We start from the raw sequence: 23,276 nt of genomic DNA on the forward strand, positions 1-23,276 counted from the left end.
AGAAGGCTGGCGATGGCCCGCAAGACGCCGCAGTGGGAAGGACGCATCGTGCGCGTCCTCGTGTGTACCGAGCGCAAGAGCTTCGTCACGAAGGAGCTGCCCGAGGCGCGGGTGTCCTTCGAGGGCTTGGAGGGTGACCGCCACGCGGGCCTGACGCGAGCGGCGGACGTGCGCACGCCGTGGTTCCCCAAGGGGACGCCCATCCGCAACACGCGACAGTTCTCACTGGTGTCGAGCGAGGAGCTGGCACAGGTCGCGGAGACGCTCGGCATTCCGCGCGTGCTGGCGTCATGGCTCGGCGCGAACCTGGAGGTGGTGGGCGTGCCGCGCCTGACGCACCTACCGCCGGGCACGCGGCTGTTCTTCCCGGAGGACACGACGCTGGTGGTGGAAGGGGAGAACGAGCCCTGTATCGGCCCCGGGCGCGTCATCGAGGCCCATCATCCGGACGTGCAGAAGCTGGCGAGCCGCTTCGTGAAGGCCGCATGGCAGCGCCGGGGCCTGGTGGCCTGGGTGGAGCGCCCCGGCATCATCCGCGTGGGGGACACCGTGAAGGTGGTGCTGCCCAGGCCCGTGACGTACGTGCTGCCTGCGTCCGGCGTGTAGCACCGCGAGCCCGTGCTTCAGAAACACCACGGGGCCGCCAGGCCCGGAACGTGTCCCGGACCCCGCGGCCCCGCGGGCTTCGGCTTGCACCGGACGGTTACTCCTCCGGTGACTGGACGATGAGCTTCTCCTTGCCACACACGTCACAGCGCAGGTGGACGAAGAGGTCGCCGTCGCTCTCCTCGGGGACTTCACCCTCGGGCACGCCCAGCTCTTCCTTCGCCAGCGCCGCCACCTTGGCGGGAATCTCCTCCGCCTTCAGCGACTGGACGTACGTCATCTCCCGCTCGTGGCACTCGCGCGTCTCGGGGCCCGTGAGCCACGACGGCTCCATGCCCTCCGGCAGCCGGCTCACCAGCTCCAGGTTGGTGACGGACTCGGCCAGGTAGGCCAGCCGCCGCAGCCGGGCCTCGTCCGGCAGCGCCGCGAAGACCTGGAAGCCCTCCAGCAGGGCATTGCGGTCCTCACCCGTGGCCAGCTGCGCCAGCTCCATCGACGCGTCGCTCGACTCCAGCGCCTCGTCCCAGTTGTTCTCCGGGTTGAAGCCCGCCTCCAGCAGCGACGTGTAGAGCTGCGTGGCCGCCAGCCGGCGCCGCGCCTCCTGCAGGTGCTCCACGACTTCGTGCGTCAAGCGCAGCTCCAGGAGCGCGCCCGTGGTGCGCGGGTCGATGGAGCCCGTCAGGTCATCCACCTCCACCTCTTCCCGCAGCGCGCCCTTCAGCACCTGCGCCGCGGAGAAGCGGAACAGGGGCAGCACGCCCACCTCGCGCAGGTACATGGCCGCCACCGGGGCGTCCTTTGCGCCCATGCGGAGCGCCTTCTGCGCGCGGTCCACCACCGCCGGGTCCGCCGCGGGCTTCTTGTTCTCCAGCCGCGTCTTGACCGCCTCACGGTAGAGCGTCTCCAGCGAGCTGCCCGGGGGCAGCCGCTGCGGCAGGAGCGGGCGCAGGCCCGGCACGTCCAGCACCCACAGCGGAGGCACGCCCATCCGCTTCAGCGCCCGGAAGAAGAGCGAGCCAGGAGGGTCCTGGGGCCGGAAGGGGGGCAGCTCGTCGCCAACGGGCTCACCCTGGAGCGCCGCGGCGGCCTGTACGCCCAGCGCCTTCTCCCGTTGCTCACGGGTGAAGGCGGTGATGCCCTGGGCGGGGGGCGGCGGAGGCGGCGGGGCCTCCTCGCCGTCCAGACCGACGACGCGGTCCATGTCCACGTCGTCCATCTCGATGTCGTCGAGCCCCTTGGCGCCCGTGAAGTCGCACCGCAGCAGCTTCAGCTTTTCGAACGTCGCGCCTTCGAGGTTCGCACCCCGGAAGTCGCAGTCCTGGAGCCGGCCGCCGTGGAAGTAGGCATTGGAAAGGTCCGCGTCCCGGAAGTTGACCTTGGACAGGTCGCACCGGTCCCATTCCGAGCCGATGAGGCCCAGCCCGGACAGGTCCGTGTTGGCGGAGAACAGTTGAGTGAAGGTGGCGCCGGTATGGTCGGTGGCGACCTGGCCGGACTTCCGCATCCGGTTCCATTCCGCCGAGCCACTCTGAAGAAGCTTCTCGATACTGGGGGCTTTCGCCATGGACCCGGGATTATTCGTATGGTCTGGTCCATGCGCCAGCACAAATGATCGAGTATCGAATCGAAGCCGACACCGCCGGGATGCGGCTGGACAAGCACCTGCGCAAACGGCTCCCCAATGTACCGGTGAGCCACCTCTTCAAGATGATTCGCACCAAGAAGGTGCGGGTGAACGGGAAGCGTGCGCAACCCGAGCAGTTGCTGTCAGAAGGAGACGTGCTCACCATCCGCGGCGACGAGCAGCAGCTCGTGGGGGCGGAACGTCCGAAAGTGGACCCGCCTCCACCACCGGTGGACCCCAGCCGGTTGGTCATCCTTCGAGAGGACGACTGGCTCATGGCCGTGGACAAGCCCAGCGGAATGGCCGTCCATACCGGCAGCGGCATCACCGGCGGAACGCTGGTGGACTACGTGCGCGCCTACCTGGGGCCCAAGGCCGTCCGCAACGACTTCGCGGCCTCGCCCGCACACCGGCTGGACCGGGAGACCTCCGGCGTCATCCTGGTGGCCAAGCGGCGCCCGGCCATGGTGCATTTCACCGAGGTCTTCACCCACGGCCTGTCCCGCAAGCGCTACCTCACCCTGGTGAAGGGGAAGATGCCCCGGGACTCCGGGGTCATCGACCTGCCCCTGTCAGAACACCAACAGACGGCCGAGTCCAAGGCCCGTCGAGGGGTGAACATGCAGGCGGCCGTCACCCGGTGGAAGGTCGTGAAGCAGTCGGGCGAGGCGGCGCTCCTGTCCTGCGCCATCGAGACCGGGCGCACGCATCAGATAAGAAGGCATCTGGCGGCCATCGGACATCCGGTGGCTGGGGACAAGAAGTACGGTGACTTCGCCTTCAACCGCGACGTGCGGGCGCGCTGGGGGCTCAAAAGGTTGTTCCTGCACGCCGAGCGCATCGAATTCCCGCATCCCGAAGGCGGCGCGAAGGTGGCTGTCGAGGCTCCCCTCGCCGTCGAGCTCCGAGATGTGCTCAAGCGGGCCGCATTGGTGCCCTGACGCCCGCGAGGCACAAAAGAAACGCGTATGTCCGACCCAAAATCCGCTGACCGCAGCCGCTCGAAGCTGGTGCTCGACGGCGTCCCCTCCAAGCGCTGGTGGAAGTTCCTCCTGAAGACCGCGGGATGGCTTTCGCTGACCGGGGCCACGGGCGCCGTGATTGCCGTGACGGCCGTGTACTACGTGTACGCGGATGGGTTGCCCGCCATCCCCAAGGTGGACGAGTACTGGCCGCCCATCGTCACCGAGGTCTACACGGATGACGCGGTGCTGGCCGGCGAGTTCTACGAAGAGCGCCGCAAGGTGGTGCCCTACGAGCGGATTCCGAAGCGCCTGGTGCAGGCCTTCATCGCGTCGGAGGACTCCAGCTTCTTCGACCACTTCGGCGTGGACGTGCTGGGCACCGCGCGCGCCGGCTTCAAGACGGTGAGCTCCAAGCTGGGGCTGCGCTCGGGCGGCATCCAGGGTGGCTCCACGCTGACGCAGCAGACTGCGAAGGCGGTGCTCATCTCCGCGGAGGGCTACAAGTCCGCCACCGCGAAGACGCTCACCCGCAAGATTCGCGAGGCCATCCTCGCCCGGCGCCTGGAGGAGTCGCTGACGAAGGAGGAGATTCTCTACCTCTACCTCAACAACGTCTTCCTCGGGCACCACAGCTACGGCGTGCAGAGCGCGGCGGAGAACTACTACCGCAAGGACGTGCGCGACCTGACGCTGGGTGAGATGACGCTCATCGCCGGTCTGCCGCAGGCGCCCAGCCGCTACTCGCCCTTCCTGCGCCCGGAGGCGGCCCGCAAGCGCCGCTCCTACGTGCTGCGCCGCATGTTGGTGGAGGGCATGATTTCGCAGGAGGAGCACGACGCCGCCAACGCCGAAGAGGTGAAGGTGTACCCGGTGGAGGACGTGTTCCACGAGTTCGCGCCGTACTTCGTGGAGCAGGTGCGCAAGGACGTGGTGGACCGGTACGGCAACCCCGTGCTGCTCAAGGCCGGCCTCAAGGTCTTCACCACCATGGACAGCGAGCGCCAGCGCGCCGCGCAGGACGCGGTGCTCCACGGCCTGCTGTCGGTGGACAAGCGCCAGGGCTGGCGCGGCCCGGTGGAGCAGCTCGCGTCGAAGGAGGCCATCCGCGCCTTCATCGACCGCTCGAAGAAGCTCATGGGCGCGAAGGAGCTGGAGGAGAACCGGCTCTACGTCGCCGTCGTCACGTCCATTGACGGGGACGGCAAGGGCGCGGACGTGCAGGTGGGCGGGCACGCTGGGCGGCTGCCGCTGCTGGGCATGCGCTGGGCGCGCAAGGTGAATCCGGAGGGCTACTACCCGGCGATGATGATTAGCTCGGTGAAGAAGGCCATCTCCGAGGGCGACGTCATCGTGGTGCGCCACGTCACGAAGAAGGACCTGACGGACGACAAGGAGCAGTGGGACAAGAAGCTCGCGGACGAAATCCCCAGCGAGGGCGTGAAGCTCTTCCGCCTGGAGCAGACGCCCGAGGCGCAGAGCGCGCTCGTCTCCATCGACCCCCACCGCCAGTACCTCACCGCGATGGTGGGCGGCTACGACTTCGACGACAACGAGTTCAACCGCGCCTTCCAGGCGTGCCGTCAGCCGGGCAGCTCCTTCAAGCCCTTCGTGTACTCGGCGGCGCTGGAGCAGCTGAACTGGACGCAGGCCACCGTGCTGGTGGACTCGCCGATTGTGGAGCACGACCCGGACACCAAGGTGTCGTGGAAGCCGGCCAACTACAGCGACAAGTTCGAAGGCGAGGTGCTGCTGCGCACGTCGCTGGTCAACTCGCTGAACGTGCCCGCGGTGAAGACGTTCGGCGCGGTGGGCGTGAAGAACATGGCCGCGTGGAGCACGAAGCTCGGCATCACCACGCCCATGAACATGGACTTCTCCGCGGCGCTGGGCTCCTCGTGCGTGTACCCGGTGGACCTGGCCAACGCCTACGCCACCTTCAACCGCTACGGCCGCAAGAAGCCCACGTACTTCATCCGCAAGATTGAGGACCGCTGGGGCCGCACGTTGGAGGACCACACGGCCTTCGACGACGCGTGGGCGCCCCTGCAGGACCGCGTGGCCGCCGGCTACGCGCGCCTCTTCGAGCCGGGCGAGCAGGTGATGAGCCCGGAGGCCGGCTTCATCCTCACGCACCTGCTGCGCGGCGTGGTGCTCCAGGGCACCGGTGGCCCGGCGCAGCGCCTGGGCAAGCCGGCGGCGGGAAAGACGGGCACCACCAACGACTCCTTCGATGCGTGGTTCGCCGGCTACACCCGCGACCTGGTGACGGTGGCGTGGGTGGGCTATGACTTGAACCCGCACCCGCTGGGCCGCTACGAGACGGGCGGCCGCGCCGCGCTCCCCATCTGGCTCAACTACATGAAGAGCGCGCTGGAGGGCCGGCCGCAGTCCGAGTTCTACCCGTGGCAGTCCATGGACCTGGTGCGGCTCCACATCGACAAGAAGACGGGGAAGATTGCCCCCGCCGGCTCCAGGGATTCGGAGCTGATGTTCTTCAAGAAGGGCACCGAGCCGAAGGACGCGGTGCCCGACAAGAACACGGTCGACGTCGATCAGTTCATGATGGGCGCGCAGTAGCGCGGAAGGCGCGCGCTGGGGCCAGGTGCCGCTCCAGCGCCTGGCGCAGGGCGGCGGTGTCCGGCCCCGCCTCCAGCACCGAGCGCGTGGCGGTGGGGATGACCTGCGCCTCGCGCCCGGCGAACAGGCGCTTCAAGTCGTCGAAGCCGGCGCCCTGCGCGCCGATGCCGGGCGTGAGCAGCAGCGCGCCGCCGAGCCGCTCGATGACGCCGCGGTCCGAGTCGGGGAGGGTGGCGCCCATGACGGCGCCCGCCACCGGCGCCGCGTCCTGGCCGGGCTTCTCGTTGAAGGCGCGCAGGCCGTCCGCCAGGGCCTCCGCCACGGTGCGGCCGTCCTCGCCGCGCGACATCTGGAGGGACGTTCCCTCCGGGTTGGAGGAGCGCACCACCAGGAAGGCGGCGGCGCCGGATGCGCGCGCCCGCTCCAGCGTCTTCAGCAGCGCGCCCAGGCCCAGGTAGGCGGTGAAGGTGGCCGCGTCCGCTTCGTAGGCGCTGCCCTCGCCGAAGACTGTCTCGGCGTAGGCCTCCATCGTGGAGCCGATGTCCCCGCGCTTCACGTCCAGCAGCGTGAGGGTGCCCACGGACTTGAAGCGCCGCATCAGCTCCTGGAGGACCTGGAGGCCCTCGGGGCCGTGGCGCTCGAAGAAGGCGCTCTGCGGCTTCACCACCGCGACGGAGCTGCCCGCCGCGTCGGCCACGCGCTCGCAGAAGTCGCGCAGGCCCCGCGCGTTGTCGGGCAGGCCCCAGCGCGTCAGCAAGTCTCTCGACGGGTCGATGCCAAGGCAGAACGGCGAGCGCTGCTCGGCCAGCTGGCTGAAACGGTGGGCGAAGGGCTGTGGCGTCGTCACAGGGCGTCTCCGGGAAAGGGGAAGAGGGGAGGTCAGCGCAGCCGCCGCGCGGCCGCGTCGAAGAGCGGATTGGGCAGCACCTTCGCCATGCGCGTGGGCACCGCGAGCTGCCAGGGGAAGGACACCTCCGCGTCGCCCCGGACGATGCCCCTGCCCATCAGCTCCACCGCGTCATGCGTCTCCATGAGGAAGGGCATGGGGAAGTTGTTGGTGGCGGTCAGCTCGCTCTTCACGAAGCCGGGATAGATGCAGGTGACGCGCACGCCGGTGCCGCGCAGGTCCACGCGCAGGCTCTCCATGAAGGTGGACAGGAAGGCCTTGGAGGCGGAGTAGGCCGCGTGGCCGGCCAGCCCGCGGAAGCCCGCGAGGCTGGAGACGCCCACCAGGTGCCCGCGCTTGCGCTCCACCATCTGGGGCAGCACGGCGCTCAGCGTGGCGGCGGCGCCGGTGACGTTGGTGTCGATGATGCCGCGCACGCGCTCCCACGGGAGGCGCTTCGCGTTCGTCGTGCCGCCGACGCCCGCGTTGGCCACCACCAGGTCCAGCCCGCCCGCTTCCGCGTCCAGCGCGCGGATGCGCTCCAGGGTGGCGTCCGCCTTCGTGACGTCCAGCTCCACGGGCTCCACGGTGACGCCGGCCGCCTGGGCCTCGTCCCGCAGGGCCTGGAGCTGCGGCAGGCGGCGTCCGGCGGCGAACACGTGGACGCCCCGCCTGGCGAGCCACAGCGCCAGCCCACGTCCCAGGCCGCTGGAGGCACCCGTCACCAACGCCGTCCGGTAGTTCATCTCCGCCATGCAGTCCTCCCGTGTGCTACCGGGCTTCTTGCACGGTTGCCAGGGGATGAACAGCGGCGCGAGGCGCGGCGCGCCATCCAGCCAACGTCTAGACGCGAGGCCAGTACGGCCGCATCGCCTCGCGGCTCGCCCGCAGCGCGTCCTTCGCGTCCGAGTGCGTGTCACCCGTGGGGAAGCTGTCCTTGCGCCCGGCGAGCACCTCCACGCAGGCATGCACGGATTGGGACAAGCCCTCCAGCGAATAGCCGCCCTCCAGCAGCAGCACCAGCCGGCCCTGGCACACGCTGTCCGCCAGGGACTTCATCGCCGAGCACATGGCCGCGAAGCCGCGCTCGCTGACGTCCATGCCGCCAATCGGGTCGTGCTGGTGCGAGTCGAAGCCTGCGGAGACGAGGATGAGCTGGGGCCGGTACGCCTCCGCCACGGGCAACAGCAGCTCCTCGAAAATCATCCCGTAGTCCGCGTCCGAGTTGCCGCCCGGCAGGCCCACGTTGACGGTGTAGCCCTCGCCCGCGCCAACGCCCACCTCCGGCGCGGCGCCAGTGCCCGGGAAGTAGGGGAACTGGTGCACCGACTGGTACATGACGTCCCGGCGCGACCAGAACGCCGCTTGCGTGCCGTTGCCGTGGTGCACGTCCCAGTCGAGCACCAGCACGCGCTCGGCACCCAGCTTCCGGCCCGCCTCCGCGGCGATGGCCGCGTTGTTGTACAGGCAGAAGCCCATGGCCTTGTCGGGCTCGGCATGGTGCCCGGGCGGGCGCACCAGCGCGAAGCCGTTGCGGGCCTCGCCCTTCATCACCGCCTCCACCGCTTGCACGGAGGCGCCCGCGGCCAGCCGCGCCGCGTCCACGCTGTCGGGGGACACCTGGGTGTCCGGGTCGATTTGCGCGCGGTGCCCGTTGATGCGCTGGAGGTACGCCAGCAGCTCCGGCGTGTGGACCGAGGCCAGCTCCGCCTCCGTGGCGGAGCGCGGGGCGGTCATCACCGTGCCCTTCACCGGCGTGCTGGCCAGCACGCCGAGGATGCGGCGCAGCCGGGAGGGCGACTCAGGGTGGCCCTGCCCGGGGTCGTGCTGGAAGAAGAGGGGGTCCGTCAGTAGCAGGGTGGAGGACATCGGGATGACCTTACGCATCCGCCAGGCGGGAAGTCAGCGCCCCCGGGGGACAGGCCGCGTCGGCGCCCTGTTCTTGCCCTGCCGGTGTTTCCCTCCCTACAGTGCCTCGTCTTGGCTCTCCGGTTCAAGAAACCCGGCCTGCGCAGCCTGCTGCTGGGCTCCTTCGCGCTCGTCCTCGCCCTCATCCTGGGGACGCTCTTCTTCGTCGTCCCCTCGCGCGTGGAAGCCCATCTGGAGCAGCGCCTGCAGAAGCGGGGCGAGGCCCGTGCCAGCCAGGCCGTCAGCATGCTGATGGCCCAGCCCGCCGCGGCCCTGCCCGACAGCCTGGAGCGGCTGCGCGCGGGCGACGACGACTTCAAGGTGCTGGCCGTCCTCTCCAGCGAGGGGCAGGTGCTGGCCACCCACCCGGCCGAGCCGCCCGCGTGGTTCCTGGCGGAGCTGAAGGCCCGGCAGGGCCAGCCGCTGGATGGCTTCCGCTTCGCCAATGGCGACCGCTCCGTGGCGCGCTCGGTGACGCTGTCGGGCGGCGTGGTGGGGCAGGCGCTGCTGGTGCTCGACAACTCCGGGCTGGACGCGGTCCTCACTGAACTCCAGCGCGTCGTGATGCTCGCGTTCGGCATCGGCCTGGCGCTGTTCCTGCTGGTGGCCTTCTTCATCTCCCGCGCCTTCATCTTGGTGCCACTGGACGCGATGATGGGCATGGCCCGGCGGCTGGCGGAGGCGGACCTCACCGGCCGCGTGGACGTGGGGACGCGGGACGAGCTGGGCCAGCTCGCCGAGGCGCTCAACCGCATCGCTCAGAGCTGGCGCGACACGCTGGGCCGGGTGCGCGGCGTGTCGGACGTGGTGGCGGGCGTGGTGGAGCAGATTCACCGCACCGGCACCACGGTGTCGTCCGGCGCGGGCACGGTGCAGGCGCGCGTGGAGGAGACGTCTTCCTCCATGGTGGAGATGATGGCCTCGCTGCGCGGCATCGCGGAGAACGTGGAGGTCCTCTACCAGAGCGCCGAGGAGAGCAGCTCCTCCATCATGGAGATGGCCGCCACCAACGACGAGGTGGCGGAGAACGTCCAGGCCATGGCCGCCAGCGTGGAGGAGACCACCAGCGCCATCGAGGAGATGACGTTCTCCATCAAGGAGGTGGCCACCAACATCCAGGAGCTGTCCGCCTCCACGGAGGAGACGTCCTCGGCCATCAGCCAGATGGACGCCGCCATCGGTCAGGTGGAGGCCAACGCGAAGGAGACGGCCCGCCTGTCCGAGCAGGTCTTCGACGACGCGCAGACGGGCGTGGAGTCGCTGCGCAAGACGCTCACCGGCATCGACCGCATCAAGGAGACCAGCCGCAGCGCGGCCAACGTCATCGAGAGTCTGGGTCGGCGCATCTCCGAGATTGGCAACATCCTCAACGTCATCGACGACGTGGCGGAGCAGACGAACCTGCTGGCGCTCAACGCGGCCATCATCGCCGCGCAGGCGGGAGAGCACGGCAAGGGCTTCGCGGTGGTGGCGGAGGAAATCAAGGACCTGGCCGAGCGCACCGGCGCGTCCACGAAGGAGATTGCCGAGCTCATCCGCAGCATCCAGGAGGAGAGCCGCAACGCCGTGGTGGTGATGAACCAGGGCGTGCGCAGCGTGGAGGAGGGCGTGCAGCTGGGCCGGGAGGCGGAAGGGGCGCTGCGGAAAATCAACGACAGCACCCAGAAGTCCACGCAGATGGTGAAGGCCATTGCCCGGGCCACCGTGGAGCAGGCGCGCGGCAGCAAGCAGGTGACGGCCTCCATCCACCGCATCAGCGAGACGGTGCAGCAGATTTCCAAGGCCTCCAACGAGCAGGCCCGCGGCGGCGAGCAGATCATGAAGAGCGCGGAGAAGATGAAGGCGCTCACCGCCCACGTGCAGCGCAGCAGCCAGGAGCAGGCGCACGGCAGCAAGCAGATCACCCGCTCCATCGAGAGCATCAACGAGATGGTCACCCACCTGAACCGCGCCCAGAAGGAGCAGACGAAGGGCAGCGAGCAGGTGCTCAAGGCGGTGGAGACCATCAAGGGCGTGTCCGAGCACCAGACACGCTCCGTGAAGCAGCTGGAGGAGGCCATCGACAACCTCCAGCGTCAGGCGGAAATCCTCCGTGCGGAGGTTCGCCGCTTCCGGGTGTAGACACGTCTTCATGCCGACACAACGACAGGTCTCCGAGCGCGCCGTGGTGGCCCTCATCGGCGCGGTCCAGTTCGTCAACATCCTGGACTTCGTGATGGTGATGCCGCTGGGCCCGGACTTCGCGAAGGGGCTGGGCATCGCGTCGTCGCACATCGGCATCATCGGCGGCGCGTACACTGCGGCCGCCAGCGTGGCGGGGCTGGCCGGTGGCTACTTCCTGGACCGCTTCGACCGCCGCAAGGCGCTGGCGGTGTCCATGCTGGGCCTGGTGGTGGCCACCGCGGCGGGTGGCTTCGCCACGGGCATGTCCACGCTGTTGCTGGCGCGCGTGGTGGCGGGCATCTTCGGCGGGCCGGCCACGTCGCTGTCGCTGTCCATCATCGCGGACCTGGTCCCCGTGGAGCGGCGCGGACGCGCGCTGGGCGCGGTGATGGGCGCCTTCTCCGTGGCCTCGGTGGCGGGCGTGCCCATGGCGCTGAAGCTGGCGGAGTTCGGCGGCTGGCGCGTGCCCTTCTTCGCGGTGGCCGCCATGGGCCTGCTGGTGGTGCTGGGCGCCATCTTCTACCTGCCGCCCGTGCGCGGCCATCTGGACGCGGGCCCCAGACAGCAGGCCGGCGTGCTCGAGCTGCTGGGCAACCGGGACATCCAGCTGTCGTACGTGATGACGGCGTTGGTGATGATGGCGGGCTTCGTCCTCATCCCCAACCTGTCCGCCTATCTGCAGCAGAACGTGGGCTACCCGCGCGACCTGCTGTGGCTGCCGTACTTCATCGGCGGCATCGCCAGCTTCGCGACGCTGCGGGTGGCGGGGCCCATGGTGGACCGCTACGGCTCCTTCAAGGTGGGCACGGTGGGCTCCGCGCTGGTGCTGCTGTCCACCTACGTGGGCTTCGTCCACCTGCCTCGGTGGATGCCCGTCCCCGTCATCTTCACGCTCTTCATGGTGGCCATGGGGACGCGCAACGTCGCGTACAACACGCTGACGTCGCGGGTGCCGGACACGCGGGTGCGTGCGCGCTTCATGTCCCTCCAGTCGGCCGTCCAGCACATGGCCGCCGCCGTGGGGGCCTTCCTCAGCGCTCGGCTGCTGACGGACCTGCCAGACGGGACCCTGGGCGGCATCCCCCGGATGGCCGGAGTGTCCATGGTCCTGACGCTGTTGCTGCCGGCCTTGCTGTGGGGGGTGGAGCGGCGGGTGCGCAGCAGGGAGCAGGCGCGGGCGCTGGCGGTGGCCTCCTCGCAAGGAATGGCGGTTCCGCTCTCGCCCGGGGCGGATTCTCACGCGTAGTATGAAAGGGCGCCTTCGGGTTGCCTGCCGCCCATTCCGGGTGGCGGGCGGATGCTTTGGCGAGACGAACGGTTGCGCCTGTCTCCCCGGGGCGCGATAAACCGGGCTGCTCCGGGGAGCGCGTCAGGAAAAATGTTCAACATCGGCGCAGGCGAAATGGTGTTCATCCTGGTGGCCGCGCTGCTCATTCTCGGGCCGCAGCGGTTGCCCGAGCTCGCGCGCGGCATCGGCAAGTTCCTGCGCGAGTTCCGCCGCCAGACGGATGAGGTCCGCAACGTCGTGGAGCGTGAGTTCTACGCCATGGACCAGGAAATCGGAGAGCCTCCCACCGCGCCCGTGCGGCCCGGGACGCGCTTCGCGCCCCAGCCGCCGCAGGCCGTGGGGGGGCCCGAGGCCACCCTGCCTCCCGCCACGGACGGCGCGTCGCCTCCGGCCGATGCGGCGTCCCCTCAGCCCTCGTCGCCCACGCAGGTGTTGGAAATGGACGCGCAGGGGCCTCGTGAGGTGGTCACCTCCGACATGCATGCCGGGGAGACGCCCGCGACGGCGGAGCCGGGCGCGGAGCCCGCCGCCGAGGCGCCGCCCGAGCCCCCTGCTTCCTCCGCCACCTCGCCCACGCTGTCGCCCATCCCGGGGACGGTGGCGCGCAACGCCCCGAAACGGAGCTGAGTCCTGAGCCCCCCGCCCATCAACCCCGGTGCCGACTCCGAGCTGCGCATGAGTCTGGCGGATCACCTGACGGAGCTCCGCTCGCGCCTCATGCGGTGCACCATCGCCGTGCTCATCCTGGGGACGATTTCGCTCGTCTTCGCCAAGCCGATTTTCGGCCTGCTGATGCAGCCGGTGCTGGATGCGCTGCCGCCCGAGAATCGCTCGCTCATCTACACGTCCGGCATCGAAGAGCTGAACGTCCTGATGAAGGTAGGCGTGTACTGCGGCATCTTCCTCACCACGCCCGTCATCCTGATGCAGATCTGGGGCTTCGTCTCGCCCGGCCTGTATCCGGAGGAGCGCCGCTTCGCCGCGCCCTTCGTGGCGTTCGGCTCCATCGCCTTCCTCCTCGGCGCCGCCTTCTGCTACTTCGCGGTGCTGCCCTCCATGTTCACCTTCCTCCTGAACGAGGAGGAGACGCTCGCGCTGGAGCAGCGCCTGGACACGGCCCGGCTGCGCGCGGATGACGCCTTGCGCTTCCTGCGCCTGGGTGAAGCGGAGGAGGCGGGGCGCATCGCGAAGGAGACGAGCACCCAGCTGCGCGCGGAGGGCCAGGGCCAGGCACCCGCGCCCGAGGTCGCGCCCGCCGCCAGCGTGGAGATGACGGGGCGGCTGGATGGCCTGGGGCGGCTGCTGGACGCGGCGTCGGTGGGCTACGGCGCGCAGTCCCGCGGCGTGCTGCGGCAGGCGGTGGAGAAGCGCGTGGAGGCCGTGACGGCCTACGAGAAGAAGGACTTCGCGGCGGCGGCGGCGGCCATGGACGGCTCGGCGAGCCTGCTGGCGGGCATCGCCCCCACGCGCACCGAGGAGCTGGCGGGGCTGTGGCGGCTGGAGAAGGAGCTGGCCAAGGCGCACGCGGCGCATGAGGCGGCGCGGTGGACGCGGCCCATGTTGTCCATGCACGAGCAGCTCTCGCTGGTGCTGCTGCTCATCCTCGCCTTCGGCATCATCTTCGAGCTGCCGCTCGTCATGGCCCTGCTGGGCGTGGTGGGCGTGGTGAAGTCGTCCTGGCTCTTCAGGTACCAGCGCCACGCCTTCGTGGTGTGCCTCATCGCGGCGGCCATCATCACCCCCACGGGAGACGTGGTGAACCTGTCGCTGATGGCCGGCCCCATGCTGCTCTGCTACGAGCTGGGCGTGCTGCTGGTGTGGATGGTGGAGCGGCGTCGCGCGCGGAACGCGGCGGAAACGGGCATCACCCCGGCGTCGTAGTCGAGGAGCCGCCATGAAGCAGTCCCGCAGGCACTTCCGGGCCAATCTGCGCTACCTGCGGGCGCTGGTGCGGCGCTTTCGCACCACGCTGGTGCTGTCCGCCGTGCTGTTCCTGGGAGGGCCGCTGCTCTTCCATTGGCGCTTCCGCGGGCCGGACGGCGTTCGCATCGACTTTGGCGAGGCGCTGCACCACACCTACTTCCTGCTCTACGGCCAGCCGTCGCTGCCCTATGTGGACGACTGGCTGGTGGAGCTGCTCAACCTGGTGATTCCGCCTGCAGGTATTGCGCTGGTCGCGGATGGTGTGGTGCGCTTCGCGTACCTCTTCTTCGCCCGGCACAAGAACGACAAGGAGTGGATCGAAGTGGTCTCCGAGACGATGAAGGGCCACGTCGTGGTGTGTGGCGCGGGGCGGGTGGGCTACCGCGTGGTGACGCAGCTGCGGGAGATGGGCAAGGACGTGGTGGTGGTGGAGAAGCGCGAGGACGCGGCCTTCGTGTCCGCGCTGCGCGACGAGCTGGTGCCGCTGCTCATCGACGACACGCGCAGCCCGCTGTGCCTGCCTCGCACCAACGTGAAGGACGCGTCCGCCATCGTCTGCGCGACGGACGACGACCTGGCGAACCTCAACATCGCCCTGGACGCGCGCAAGCTCAACCCGGACATCCGCGTGGTCATCCGCCTCTTCGATGACGACTTGAGCGGCAAGGTGCGCGAGACGTTCAAGGCGGAAGCGCTCTCCAGCTCGTCGCTGGCGGCCCCGGCCATGGCGCTGGCGGCCATGGACCCGCGCATCGTCCACTCGTTCCACCTGGCGAAGCACCTGATGGTCGTCTCGCTGTTCGAGGCGCGCTTGGGCCTGCCGGGGCTCACCATCTCCGAGGTGAGGGATCGGTTCGGTTGCCTGGCGCTGTCGCTGCAACGCAACGGCGAGGAGCGGCTCCACCCGCAGGGGGATGAGGTCATCCGGCCTGGAGACGTGCTGTCGCTCCAGGCGTCCTATCCGGAGTACCGGCGGCTGCGCGCCTTCACCCACGAGGCCGATCCGCCCCTGTGGTCCCACCACGCGCCGGTGGCCGTGGTCACGCCTTCGTCCCGCAAGGTGGGTTGAGGGCGGGGTGCACTTCCGGCCAGCGCGGGAAGGCGTGCTCCGGGCCCCTGGCCGTGGGCAGGGCGAGCGCCCGCGCGAGCAGGACGGCCATGGCGTCCCACTCCAGCAGGAAGCCGTCGTGTCCATGCTGGCTGGACAGCGTGGCGTGCTCGGCGTGGAGGCCGTGCTCGCGCAGCCGCCGCGCCAGTGTCGCCATGTGGCTGGGGAAGAAGAGCTGGTCGGTGTCGATGCCCACGCACAGCGCGCTCGCGCGGATGCGGGCCAGGCCGCCTCCCGGGAAGCGTGACAGGTCGTGGTGGTCCATGGCGCCCAGCTGCGCCAGGTACGCGCGTGCGTCGAAGCGGCTCTCCAGCTTCTGGCCCTGGTATTCCAGATAGCTGTGCATGGGGTGCAGCGCGCGTGAGGACCACTCGGCGGGGCGGCCCTGGAGCGCTTCCAGGCCGGGCTCCGCGCGGTAGGTGAGCATCGCGAGCTGCCGGGCCAGTTCCAGGCCCCGGCGGGGGGACTCGGGGAAGCCCGGGTCCATCAGCAGGGCCTGCCGCGCCACGTGGTTGAGGCCCACCACCCACGCGGTGGCGGACTCCGTGGTGGCGATGGGGAAGAGTCGCGCGAAGCGCTCCGGCGCCAACGCCGCGAGGCAGAGCACCACCATGCCGCCCAGTGAGCCGCCGGTGACGAGCTCCACGTCGTCCAGACCCAGCGCGTCCATGGCCAGCAGGATGCTCCGGGCCTGGTCCCACGGGGTGACGGTGGCGGGCAGGCGCTGTTCGTCCTGGCGCAGGTCGCCCTTGGGCAGCGGCAACGGCGGACCGAAGCGCGCGTCGTCCGTCCGCAGCGGGAAGCCCTCGTCGGCGGGGCCGCTGGTGCCGTAGCAGGAGCCCAGGTTGTTGAAGCAGAGGAGCCGCACGCGGGACGGGTCCAGCGCGCGCCGCGCGCCGATGAGTGGTTCCCACCAGCCGCCCTTGCCGCCCGCGCGCATGTCGCCGGTGAGCGCGTGGACCAGCAGCACCGTGGGGACGGGCGCGGGGGCTCGGGCCGGGCCTCGATGACGGGCTTGCTCCGCGAGCGCCTGTTGTTCGGTCACGGTGCGGCGGACGACGCGCAGCGCGCTCGCCTGGGCTTCGTCGTCGGAGAGGACGCGCGCGCGTGACTCGAGCCAGGGGACGTCCTCCGCGGGGCCCCACCACCAGCCGCGGACGAGGTGGTTCGTGATGCGGGCGCCTGCCTCCAGCGTCAAATCGGGCAGGGAGACGTCGAAGACGCGCGGGGCGGAAAGGTGGGTGGTGGGCACGGAGACTCTCCGGGAGCGATGCGGGAACGGCCGTCCTGAATGCGGAGGAAGGGGAGAAGACGGCGTGCCGCCAGGTGGAGGCGCGCGGCGAGGGCAGGGAGGCGCGCGTCCAGAAACGACGGAGCCCACCAACCCTCGCGGGTGGATGGGCTCGGTGGCTCACCAGGGTCGGACGGACGTCAGCCGAACCTGGAGGGCGAGAGCCCACCCGGCATCGACATTCGACACATGGCGCTTAGCGACGTCATTGGCGCCAACGGATAAGCGCTCGTCCATCAGGAGTCAAGTCAACCCACCGCCGTGCACTGGGCCGCGACGACCTGGGGTGCGTCGTCCACGACCTGCCACACGCGCGTGTAACGGAAGTTTCCTTCGAAGGGGGCTCCCTGGAACTCACCGGATAGCGCGGCATGGACGACGACCACGGCGCCTGCGGAGAGGTAGCGGAAGTGTGTGTCGGTGAAGTCCACCCGTGTGAGGCGCAGGGCTCCCGAGCGATGCGATTCCAGGTCGGCTTCCTTGTCGAGGACGCTGCCGGTGTGGCTGACGAAGAGGAGGTCGTCGGAGAGGAGGGCGTCGAGCGCGGCGACATCGCTCGAGAGCATGGCCCGTCTCAGCGCCTCCTCCGCGGCCAGGAAATCTTCCTCTGGAAGCATGGCGCTCCTCGTCTGAGGCGACGTGCGGGGTGGGGCTGCTGGTTGTTGCACAGTGACACCTCATGTCAACGCACGCCCGGCGCGCGAGGACAGCGCAAGAACCGGGTTGCTCCACCATGTGTTGGCGGACATACGTTTTCGCGAAGCGCATCCCAGGAGCATCGGCATGGCATCCAGCGACTACGCCCGCATCGAACAAGCCATCCTTTATCTCGACGCACATGCGCGCGAGCAGCCGTCCCTGGACGACGTGGCCGCGCACGTGGGGCTGAGCACCTTCCACTTCCAGCGGCTCTTCTCGCGCTGGGCGGGCATCAGCCCCAAGCGCTTCATCCAGGTGCACACGCTGAGCTCGGCCCGTCGCCTGCTCGACGAGCGGCGCAGCGTGCTGGAGACGTCGCTGGAGGTGGGCCTGTCGGGCAGCGGCCGGCTGCATGAGCTCTTCGTGACGCTGACGTCGATGACGCCTGGAGAATACAAGCTGGGCGGCGAAGGGCTCACCGTGCGTCATGGCGTCCACCTGTCACCGTTCGGCGCGTGTCTGCTCGCCGTCTGCGAGCGTGGCATCTGTGGCCTGCACTTCCTCTCGGGGGAATCCGAGGAGGAGGCGCTCGCCTCGCTGCGCAAGCAGTGGCCGCGCGCCACGTTCGAGGCGTCCGCAGAGGACACGGCGCCATGGATGGAGCGCATCTTCCAGGCGGGGCATGGTGGCTCGGAGTCGAGCCCCTTGTCGGTGCTGGTGCGGGGCACGCCCTTCCAGGTGCAGGTGTGGCAGGCGTTGCTGCGCGTGCCATCGGGCGAGGTGACGACGTACGAGGACCTCGCGCGTGCTATTGGCAAGCCCAAGGCGATGCGCGCGGTGGGCTCGGCGGTGGGCGAGAATCCCGTGGGGCTCTTGATTCCCTGTCACCGCGTGCTGCGCAAGACGGGCGTCTTCGGGGAGTACCGCTGGGGCGCCTCACGCAAGCGGGCGATGCTGGCGTGGGAGGACTTGCGGTACGACGGCGCGCCGCTCAGCGGTATGTGAGCAGCGCGCGCTGGGGGCCCTCGAAGTGGCTGTGCTCGTTGAGCGTGGACAGATAACGGCCGCGCTCGCTGTAGATGACCTTGGTGAGGCCGCAGTTCGCCAGCGTCAGGTTGAGGCGGAAGGCGTGCTCGTCGGGGATGCGGAGCAGCTCCTGGCAGATGGCGGTGATGGTGCCCCCGGAGGTGAAGACGAGCGCGTTCTTCGACGCGCCCATCTCCTGGATGAGGGCATCCATCGCGCGGCGGCACCGCTCGCCGAAGGCGGACCAGGGCTCGGTGTACTCCGCGTCGTGCTGGCCGGCCACCCAGCGGGCCACGGCGTCGGTGAAGAGCGCCTGGTAGGCGCGCCAGGGTGACTCCGTCTGAGACAGCTCCGCTCGGAGCACCTCCGGGTCCGCGTAGCGTGGCGTGTGCCGGGCGACGATTTCCTCGTGGTCGAACTCGTTGAAGCCCGCCGTCTGCACGGCCACGGTGCCGCAGCCGTGCGCGGCAAGGCACGCCTCCGCCGTCTGCCGGTGCCGCGCCAGGGTGCCGGTGACGACGGCGTCCACGCGGGGGAGCCGCTCGCGCAGGGACTCACCGAGCACCCGGGCCTGTACGAGGCCCGTCTCCGACAGTTGGTCGTAGTTCGCCGCGCCGAACGAGGCCTGGCCGTGCCGGACCAGATACACCACGCCCATCAGCGCGCTCCCTTCCGGATGAGCCGGTGGCAGCGCCAGCCCAGGTAGTTGACCAGCACCCAGAAGTTCTTGAACGCGGGGTTGCGCGTCTGCTTGTGGTGGTAGCGGTAGTAGATTTGCTGGGCGATGACGGCGAGCCGGAAGAGGCCGAACACCTCGTAGAAGGTCCAGTTGGCGGGCTTCAGCTTCGTCTGGTCCAGGTAGTACGCCACGACTTCTTCACGCCGGAGCATGCCGGGCAGGTGCGTGGGCTGGCGCCGCGTGGAGCGCATCAGGAAGTCGTCGTCGGCATGGACCCAGTAGGCCAGCGCGCTGCCCAGGTCCATCAGCGGGTCACCCAGGGTGGCCATCTCCCAGTCGAGCACGCCGATGATGCGCGTGGGCTCCTCCGGGGCGAGCACCACGTTGTCGAAGCGCCAGTCGTTGTGGATGACGCACGTGGCGATATCCGCGGGCGTGTTCGCCTTGAGCCAGTCGCGCACGTAGCGGAAGCTGGCGACGTTCCACGTCCGTGCCTTCTCGTAGCGCGCCGACCAGCCCTCCACCTGCCGCGTGGGATAGCCCGGCCCCTTGCCCAGTGACGTCAGGCCCACGGCCGCCGGGTCCACGGCGTGCAGCTCCACGAGCTTGGCGATGACGTTGAGGCACAGCGCTCGCGTCTGCTTCGCGTCCAGCGCCAGCCCCCGGGGCAGGTGCTTGCGCGGGATGAGCCCCTCGATGCGCTCCATGACGTAGAAGTCGGAGCCCAGCACGGCCGGGTCCTGGCACAGGCCCACCATGGTGGGGACCACGGGATAGGCCGGCTTCAGCGCCTGCTGCACCGTGTACTCACGGGCCATGTCGTGCGCCGACTTCGCCTTCGTCCCCGCGGGAGGGCGGCGCAGGATGAGGTCCCGGTTGGCGTACTTCAGCCGGTACGTCCAGTTGGAGGCACCGCCCGCGTACTGCGTGACTTCCGGCGTGCCTTCCAGCGTGGGGACCTGGGCCTTGAGCCAGGCATCTACGGCGGGGAGGTTCAGCTCCTCGCCTGGGCGCACGGCGCCAGCGGGGTCGATGGTCGCGGTCGATGGCATCGGTGGGCTCTCTCCGGCTCAGCTCGGCTTTGGCTGCGAGCCGGGGCGCATGCCTCGCGTATTCCGGCGCAGCATCCACGAATAGAGCTCACGCGGCAGCAGGCGCTTCAGCCGCCAGGTCCTGCGGCCATCCGCGTGGGGCAGGACGTAGAAGCCGCGCTCGGCCACCGCGTCGAACACGTCGTTGGCGATGTCATCCGCGGTGATGGCGGAGCGCTCCAGCAGCCGCGCCATGGTGGCTCCCAGCCTCGGGTCCGTGGTGCGCAGCGAGTCACCCAGGTTCGTCTTGAAGAAGGACGGGCATACGACGCTGACGCCGATGCCGTACTCCGCCAGCTCGTTGTGCAGCGTCTCGGACAGCGACACGACGGCGGCCTTGGTCGCGTTGTAGCTGCTCATCAGCGGCACATCGAGCAGGCCCGCCATGGACGCCACATTGACGATGTGGCCGTGGCCCTGCTTCTTGAAGGCAGGCGTGAACACCTTGCACCCACGCACGACGCCCAGCAGGTTGATGTCGATGATCCACTGCCAGTCATCAATCGACACGTCCTCGATGGCGCCCGCCTGCGCGACACCCGCGTTGTTGATGACCACGTCCACGCCGCCCCACTGGGCCGTGAGCCAGTCCAGGGCCTCGCGCAGGTCCTCCTCGCGCCGCACGTCACAGCGCAGGTAATGGGCCTGGGGGGCCAGGGCGGAGAGCTCCTTCAAGGCCTCCTCGCCGCGGGTGTCGTTGACGTCGCCGATGCAGACCTTCCAGCCGGCGCGAGCGAAGCGCACGGCGATGGCCTTGCCAAGTCCGCTGGCACCACCGGTGATGAAGATGCGTTGAGTTGCCATGGCTGTCAGCTCCGGGAGAAGCCCCGCTTCGACAGCTCGATGCGGGCGATGAGACCCTTGTGCACTTCGTCCGGGCCATCCGCGAGGCGCAGGCTGCGCGCCTGGGCGAAGAAGCCCGCCAGCGGCGTATCTTGGGAGACACCCGCGCCGCCGTGAAGCTGGATGGCGTCATCCACCACCTTCTGGAGGACACTTGGCGCGACGACCTTGATGGCGGAAATCTCTGTCATGGCTCCGAGCGCCCCCACCTGGTCCATCTTCCAGGCCGCGTAGAGCGTCAGGAGCCGCGCCTGGTCGATGGCGATGCGAGCCTCCGCCACCTTCTCTCGGTTTCCCCCCAGGTTGAGGAGCGGTTTCCCGAAGGCCGTGCGCTTCATGCCCCGGTCAATCATCAGCTCCAGGGACCGCTCCGCCGCTCCGATGCAGCGCATGCAGTGGTGGATGCGCCCCGGCCCGAGCCGGCCCTGGGCAATCTCGAAGCCCATCCCCGGTCCGGCGATGATGTTGTCGCGAGGCACCCGCACGTCCTGGAAGTGGACCTCGCCGTGGCCGTGGGGCGCGTCGTAGTCGCCGTAGACGGGGAGCATGCGGCGGATGTTCACGCCCGGCGCGTCCAGTGGCACCAGCACCATGGAGTGCTGGTGGTGGCGGTCTCCTCCGGTGTCGGGCGTGCGGGCCATGAAGATGACCACCTTCGCGTTGGGGTGCCCCAGCCCGCTGGACCACCACTTGCTGCCATTGAGGACGACCTCGTCGCCGTCGACGATGGCGGTGGCCGCCATGTTGGTGGCATCCGACGAGGCCACGTCCGGCTCCGTCATGCAGAACACCGAGCGGATGTCTCCGGCCAGCAGCGGCTTCAGCCAGCGCTCCTGCTGCGCCTGGGAGCCGTACTTCCAGAGCACCTCCATGTTGCCGGTGTCCGGGGCGCTGCAGTTGAAGACCTCGGGGGCGATGAAGCTGCGACCGGTCTCCTCGGCGATGGGGGCGTACTCCAGCGTGCTGAGCCCGGCGCCGAGCTTCTCGTCGGGGAGGAACAGGTTCCACAGGCCCTGGGTCTTCGCCAGGGCCTTCAGTTCCTCCATGACGGGGGGCACGCGCCACGTCTTCCAGTCGCCGCCCTGGGCGGTGGCTCGGAGCTCTTCGTGATAGCGGGCCTCCGCCGGCAGGATGTGCTCGCTCATGAAGCGCTTCACGCGCTCCAGGTAGTCCTTGGCTCGCTCACTGGGCTCGAAGTCCATGGCCTTCATCCTGCGCATGGGGCCTTGATGCATCCAGTGAATGTTGGTCATGTGTCACCATGAAGCCTGTTCAGGGTTCGGCGCGGCTCGCCCGGCTGGACCTCAACCTCTTCCGGGTCTTTGACGTGGTGCTCAGGGAGCGGAACCTGACGCGCGCGGCGGAGGTCCTGTTCCTCAGTCAGTCGGCCGTGAGCCATGCGCTGGCCCGCCTGCGCGAGCAACTGGGAGAGCCGCTGTTCGTCCGGGAGGGGCGCGGTGTGGCGCCCACCGCGTTCGCGGAGCGGCTGGCGCCGGAGATTCGGGAGGCGCTGGCGCTGCTCGAACAGGCGGTTCATCGCGGACGCGGCTTCGACCCGCGCCGGGACGTGGGCCGGTTCACGGTGGCGATGAACGACGTGCTGGAGCCGTCGATTCTCCCGCTGCTCGTGGCTCGGTTACGGGCGCACGCGCCGGAGGTCCGCATCTCCAGCGTCCGGCTCGACCGGGCGCGGCTGGAGCGGGACCTCGCGTCGGGGCGGCTCGACCTCTCCATCGACGTGGAGCAGCAGACCGGAGCGGAGCTGAAGCGCACGGCCCTGTTGCAAGACACCTTCTGCGTGGTGAGCCGAAGCAGGCGCAAGCTGGACGTGGCGAAGTACATGGCGGCCCGGCACGTCACCGTGTCCTCGCGCCGCACCGGGCTGGCCGTGGAGGACCTGGTGCTCAGCCGCCTGGGCTACCAGCGCGACGTCGTCGTCCGGTGTCAGCACTACGAGGCCGCGTTCAAGCTCGTCGCGGACTCCGACTTGCTGCTGACGATGCCGAGGCGGCGCGCGGCGGAGTTGCACGCGCTGCTGGGCAACCACCTCCTGCCGATGCCGCTGTCACTGCCCCCGCTGGAGCTTCATGTCTACTGGCACCGGCAGGCGGATGCGGACCCGCGCAACCGCTGGCTGCGAGGCGAATTGCTCGCGCTGACGGCGTAGGGGGCCAGGAGCCCGTTGTTCGGAAATCCCGTCGGGGGTGGGGCTCGCCCCGGAAGGCGACCTGCAGCCCGCTGTTCGAAAAATCCACCGGGGTCGGGGCCCCAGGTCCGGGAGGAGGTTGGGAGGTCGCTGTTCGGAAATGTCGGGGGTTTTGCGGGCGGTCTCAACCGGTGAACGCACCAGTCAGGATGCGCTGAAGGCGAGCGCATCCGGGAGAGGTGCCCGGTGGAGAGTCGAGGCAAGCTCGGCAGGATGAGTGGAGAGGACTGGCTGGAGGTGCAGCGTGCGGTGGCCGCCGGGCAGACGCAGGAGGCGGCAGCGCGGGCGGTCGGGGTGAATGAGCGCACGCTGCAGCGCCTGTTGAGGCGTGCGGGCGGCATCCGGCGGCCGCCGCGCGTGCGCTCTGCCTTGCGTTTGAGCGTGGCCGAGCGCGAGGAGGTGTCTCGTGGCGTGCAGGCGGAAGAGTCCATGCGCGCCATCGCGCGGCGGCTG

21 protein-coding genes are annotated in these 23,276 nt (G+C 69.6%); 11 read left to right on the forward strand and 10 right to left on the reverse strand.

The features are described from left to right. Positions 1–12: 12 nt before the first annotated feature. On the forward strand, positions 13–606 hold the full coding sequence (locus BLU09_RS26590) for an MOSC domain-containing protein (RefSeq protein WP_090492352.1): 594 nt from the start codon (positions 13–15) through the stop codon (positions 604–606). Between the two features lie 97 nt (positions 607–703). On the opposite strand, the gene BLU09_RS26595 is transcribed toward BLU09_RS26590, so the two are convergent. Beyond that, a complete protein-coding gene (locus BLU09_RS26595) occupies positions 704–2,170 on the reverse strand; it encodes a pentapeptide repeat-containing protein (protein ID WP_186817942.1) in 1,467 nt (488 codons plus the stop codon). A 44-nt stretch (positions 2,171–2,214) separates the two neighbouring features. Between BLU09_RS26595 and BLU09_RS26600 the strand changes: the two genes are divergently transcribed. Together BLU09_RS26600 and BLU09_RS26605 are read left to right on the forward strand one after the other, a co-directional pair. Continuing rightward, positions 2,215–3,171, forward strand: a complete 957-nt coding sequence (locus BLU09_RS26600; protein WP_090492357.1) for an RluA family pseudouridine synthase — start codon at positions 2,215–2,217, stop codon at positions 3,169–3,171. A gap of 27 nt (positions 3,172–3,198) precedes the next feature. After that, positions 3,199–5,772 (forward strand): penicillin-binding protein 1A, encoded by a 2,574-nt coding sequence (locus BLU09_RS26605; RefSeq protein WP_090492359.1) that lies wholly within the window; start codon positions 3,199–3,201, stop codon positions 5,770–5,772. On the opposite strand, the gene pyrF is transcribed toward BLU09_RS26605, so the two are convergent. The 3 genes from pyrF to BLU09_RS26620 all read right to left on the reverse strand — a co-directional run bounded on the left by pyrF (position 5,753) and on the right by BLU09_RS26620 (position 8,527). Then, positions 5,753–6,619 (reverse strand): orotidine-5'-phosphate decarboxylase, encoded by an 867-nt coding sequence (pyrF, locus tag BLU09_RS26610; protein ID WP_011555861.1) that lies wholly within the window; start codon positions 6,617–6,619, stop codon positions 5,753–5,755. The two genes, BLU09_RS26605 and pyrF, sit on opposite strands and share 20 nt — an antisense overlap. 32 nt (positions 6,620–6,651) lie before the next feature. Then, the gene (locus BLU09_RS26615; protein WP_090492361.1) at positions 6,652–7,413 is read right to left on the reverse strand and encodes an SDR family oxidoreductase; all 762 of its coding nucleotides are present in this window, start codon (positions 7,411–7,413) and stop codon (positions 6,652–6,654) included. 88 nt (positions 7,414–7,501) lie between these two features. Beyond that, positions 7,502–8,527, reverse strand: coding sequence for a histone deacetylase family protein (locus BLU09_RS26620; RefSeq protein WP_244172049.1), 1,026 nt, complete (start codon positions 8,525–8,527; stop codon positions 7,502–7,504). Between the two features lie 111 nt (positions 8,528–8,638). Here BLU09_RS26620 and BLU09_RS26625 point away from each other — a divergent pair, with 111 nt between their 5' ends. From BLU09_RS26625 to BLU09_RS26645, 5 genes are all read left to right on the forward strand, one after another. After that, positions 8,639–10,687 carry a methyl-accepting chemotaxis protein gene (locus tag BLU09_RS26625; RefSeq protein ID WP_090492365.1) on the forward strand — a complete coding sequence of 683 codons (2,049 nt, stop codon included), beginning with the start codon at positions 8,639–8,641 and terminating at the stop codon, positions 10,685–10,687. 10 nt (positions 10,688–10,697) lie between these two features. Next, on the forward strand, positions 10,698–11,975 hold the full coding sequence (locus BLU09_RS26630) for an MFS transporter (protein ID WP_090492367.1): 1,278 nt from the start codon (positions 10,698–10,700) through the stop codon (positions 11,973–11,975). A 132-nt stretch (positions 11,976–12,107) separates the two neighbouring features. Further along, a complete protein-coding gene (locus BLU09_RS26635) occupies positions 12,108–12,644 on the forward strand; it encodes a Sec-independent protein translocase subunit TatA/TatB (protein WP_090492369.1) in 537 nt (178 codons plus the stop codon). A gap of 48 nt (positions 12,645–12,692) precedes the next feature. Further along, positions 12,693–13,898 (forward strand): twin-arginine translocase subunit TatC, encoded by a 1,206-nt coding sequence (tatC, locus tag BLU09_RS26640; protein ID WP_090492371.1) that lies wholly within the window; start codon positions 12,693–12,695, stop codon positions 13,896–13,898. A 13-nt stretch (positions 13,899–13,911) separates the two neighbouring features. Beyond that, on the forward strand, positions 13,912–15,009 hold the full coding sequence (locus BLU09_RS26645; RefSeq protein WP_090492374.1) for a potassium channel family protein: 1,098 nt from the start codon (positions 13,912–13,914) through the stop codon (positions 15,007–15,009). On the opposite strand, the gene BLU09_RS26650 is transcribed toward BLU09_RS26645, so the two are convergent. Beyond that, positions 14,981–16,300: an alpha/beta fold hydrolase gene (locus tag BLU09_RS26650; RefSeq protein WP_090492376.1), complete on the reverse strand. Its 1,320-nt coding sequence runs from the start codon at positions 16,298–16,300 to the stop codon at positions 14,981–14,983. The two genes, BLU09_RS26645 and BLU09_RS26650, sit on opposite strands and share 29 nt — an antisense overlap. A gap of 287 nt (positions 16,301–16,587) precedes the next feature. Then, entirely contained in the window at positions 16,588–16,956 is a 369-nt protein-coding gene (locus BLU09_RS26655; RefSeq protein ID WP_216611846.1) for a nuclear transport factor 2 family protein, read from the reverse strand. Positions 16,957–17,122: 166 nt separating this feature from the next. Between BLU09_RS26655 and BLU09_RS26660 the strand changes: the two genes are divergently transcribed. Continuing rightward, on the forward strand, positions 17,123–17,983 hold the full coding sequence (locus BLU09_RS26660) for a methylated-DNA--[protein]-cysteine S-methyltransferase (protein WP_186817941.1): 861 nt from the start codon (positions 17,123–17,125) through the stop codon (positions 17,981–17,983). On the opposite strand, the gene BLU09_RS26665 is transcribed toward BLU09_RS26660, so the two are convergent. The 4 genes from BLU09_RS26665 to BLU09_RS26680 are packed head-to-tail and all read right to left on the reverse strand — an operon-like array spanning position 17,970 to position 21,819. Further along, complete coding sequence (locus BLU09_RS26665) at positions 17,970–18,662, reverse strand: histidine phosphatase family protein (protein WP_090492382.1); 693 nt, start codon at positions 18,660–18,662, stop codon at positions 17,970–17,972. The two genes, BLU09_RS26660 and BLU09_RS26665, sit on opposite strands and share 14 nt — an antisense overlap. Further along, positions 18,662–19,735 (reverse strand): phosphotransferase family protein, encoded by a 1,074-nt coding sequence (locus BLU09_RS26670; protein ID WP_090492384.1) that lies wholly within the window; start codon positions 19,733–19,735, stop codon positions 18,662–18,664. Before BLU09_RS26670 ends, BLU09_RS26665 begins: the two co-directional genes overlap by 1 nt. Positions 19,736–19,753: 18 nt before the next feature. Next, complete coding sequence (locus BLU09_RS26675; protein ID WP_090492386.1) at positions 19,754–20,578, reverse strand: SDR family oxidoreductase; 825 nt, start codon at positions 20,576–20,578, stop codon at positions 19,754–19,756. A gap of 5 nt (positions 20,579–20,583) precedes the next feature. Then, on the reverse strand, positions 20,584–21,819 hold the full coding sequence (locus BLU09_RS26680; protein ID WP_090492396.1) for an acyl-CoA dehydrogenase family protein: 1,236 nt from the start codon (positions 21,817–21,819) through the stop codon (positions 20,584–20,586). Positions 21,820–21,878: 59 nt separating this feature from the next. Here BLU09_RS26680 and BLU09_RS26685 point away from each other — a divergent pair, with 59 nt between their 5' ends. Beyond that, a complete protein-coding gene (locus BLU09_RS26685; protein ID WP_090492388.1) occupies positions 21,879–22,784 on the forward strand; it encodes a LysR family transcriptional regulator in 906 nt (301 codons plus the stop codon). A 252-nt stretch (positions 22,785–23,036) separates the two neighbouring features. Beyond that, on the forward strand, positions 23,037–23,276 hold a 240-nt coding region (locus BLU09_RS26690; RefSeq protein ID WP_143043204.1), incomplete at its 3' end, for a helix-turn-helix domain-containing protein.

Origin of the sequence: Myxococcus virescens (assembly GCF_900101905.1) — a bacterium.
Lineage (GTDB): Bacteria > Myxococcota > Myxococcia > Myxococcales > Myxococcaceae > Myxococcus > Myxococcus virescens.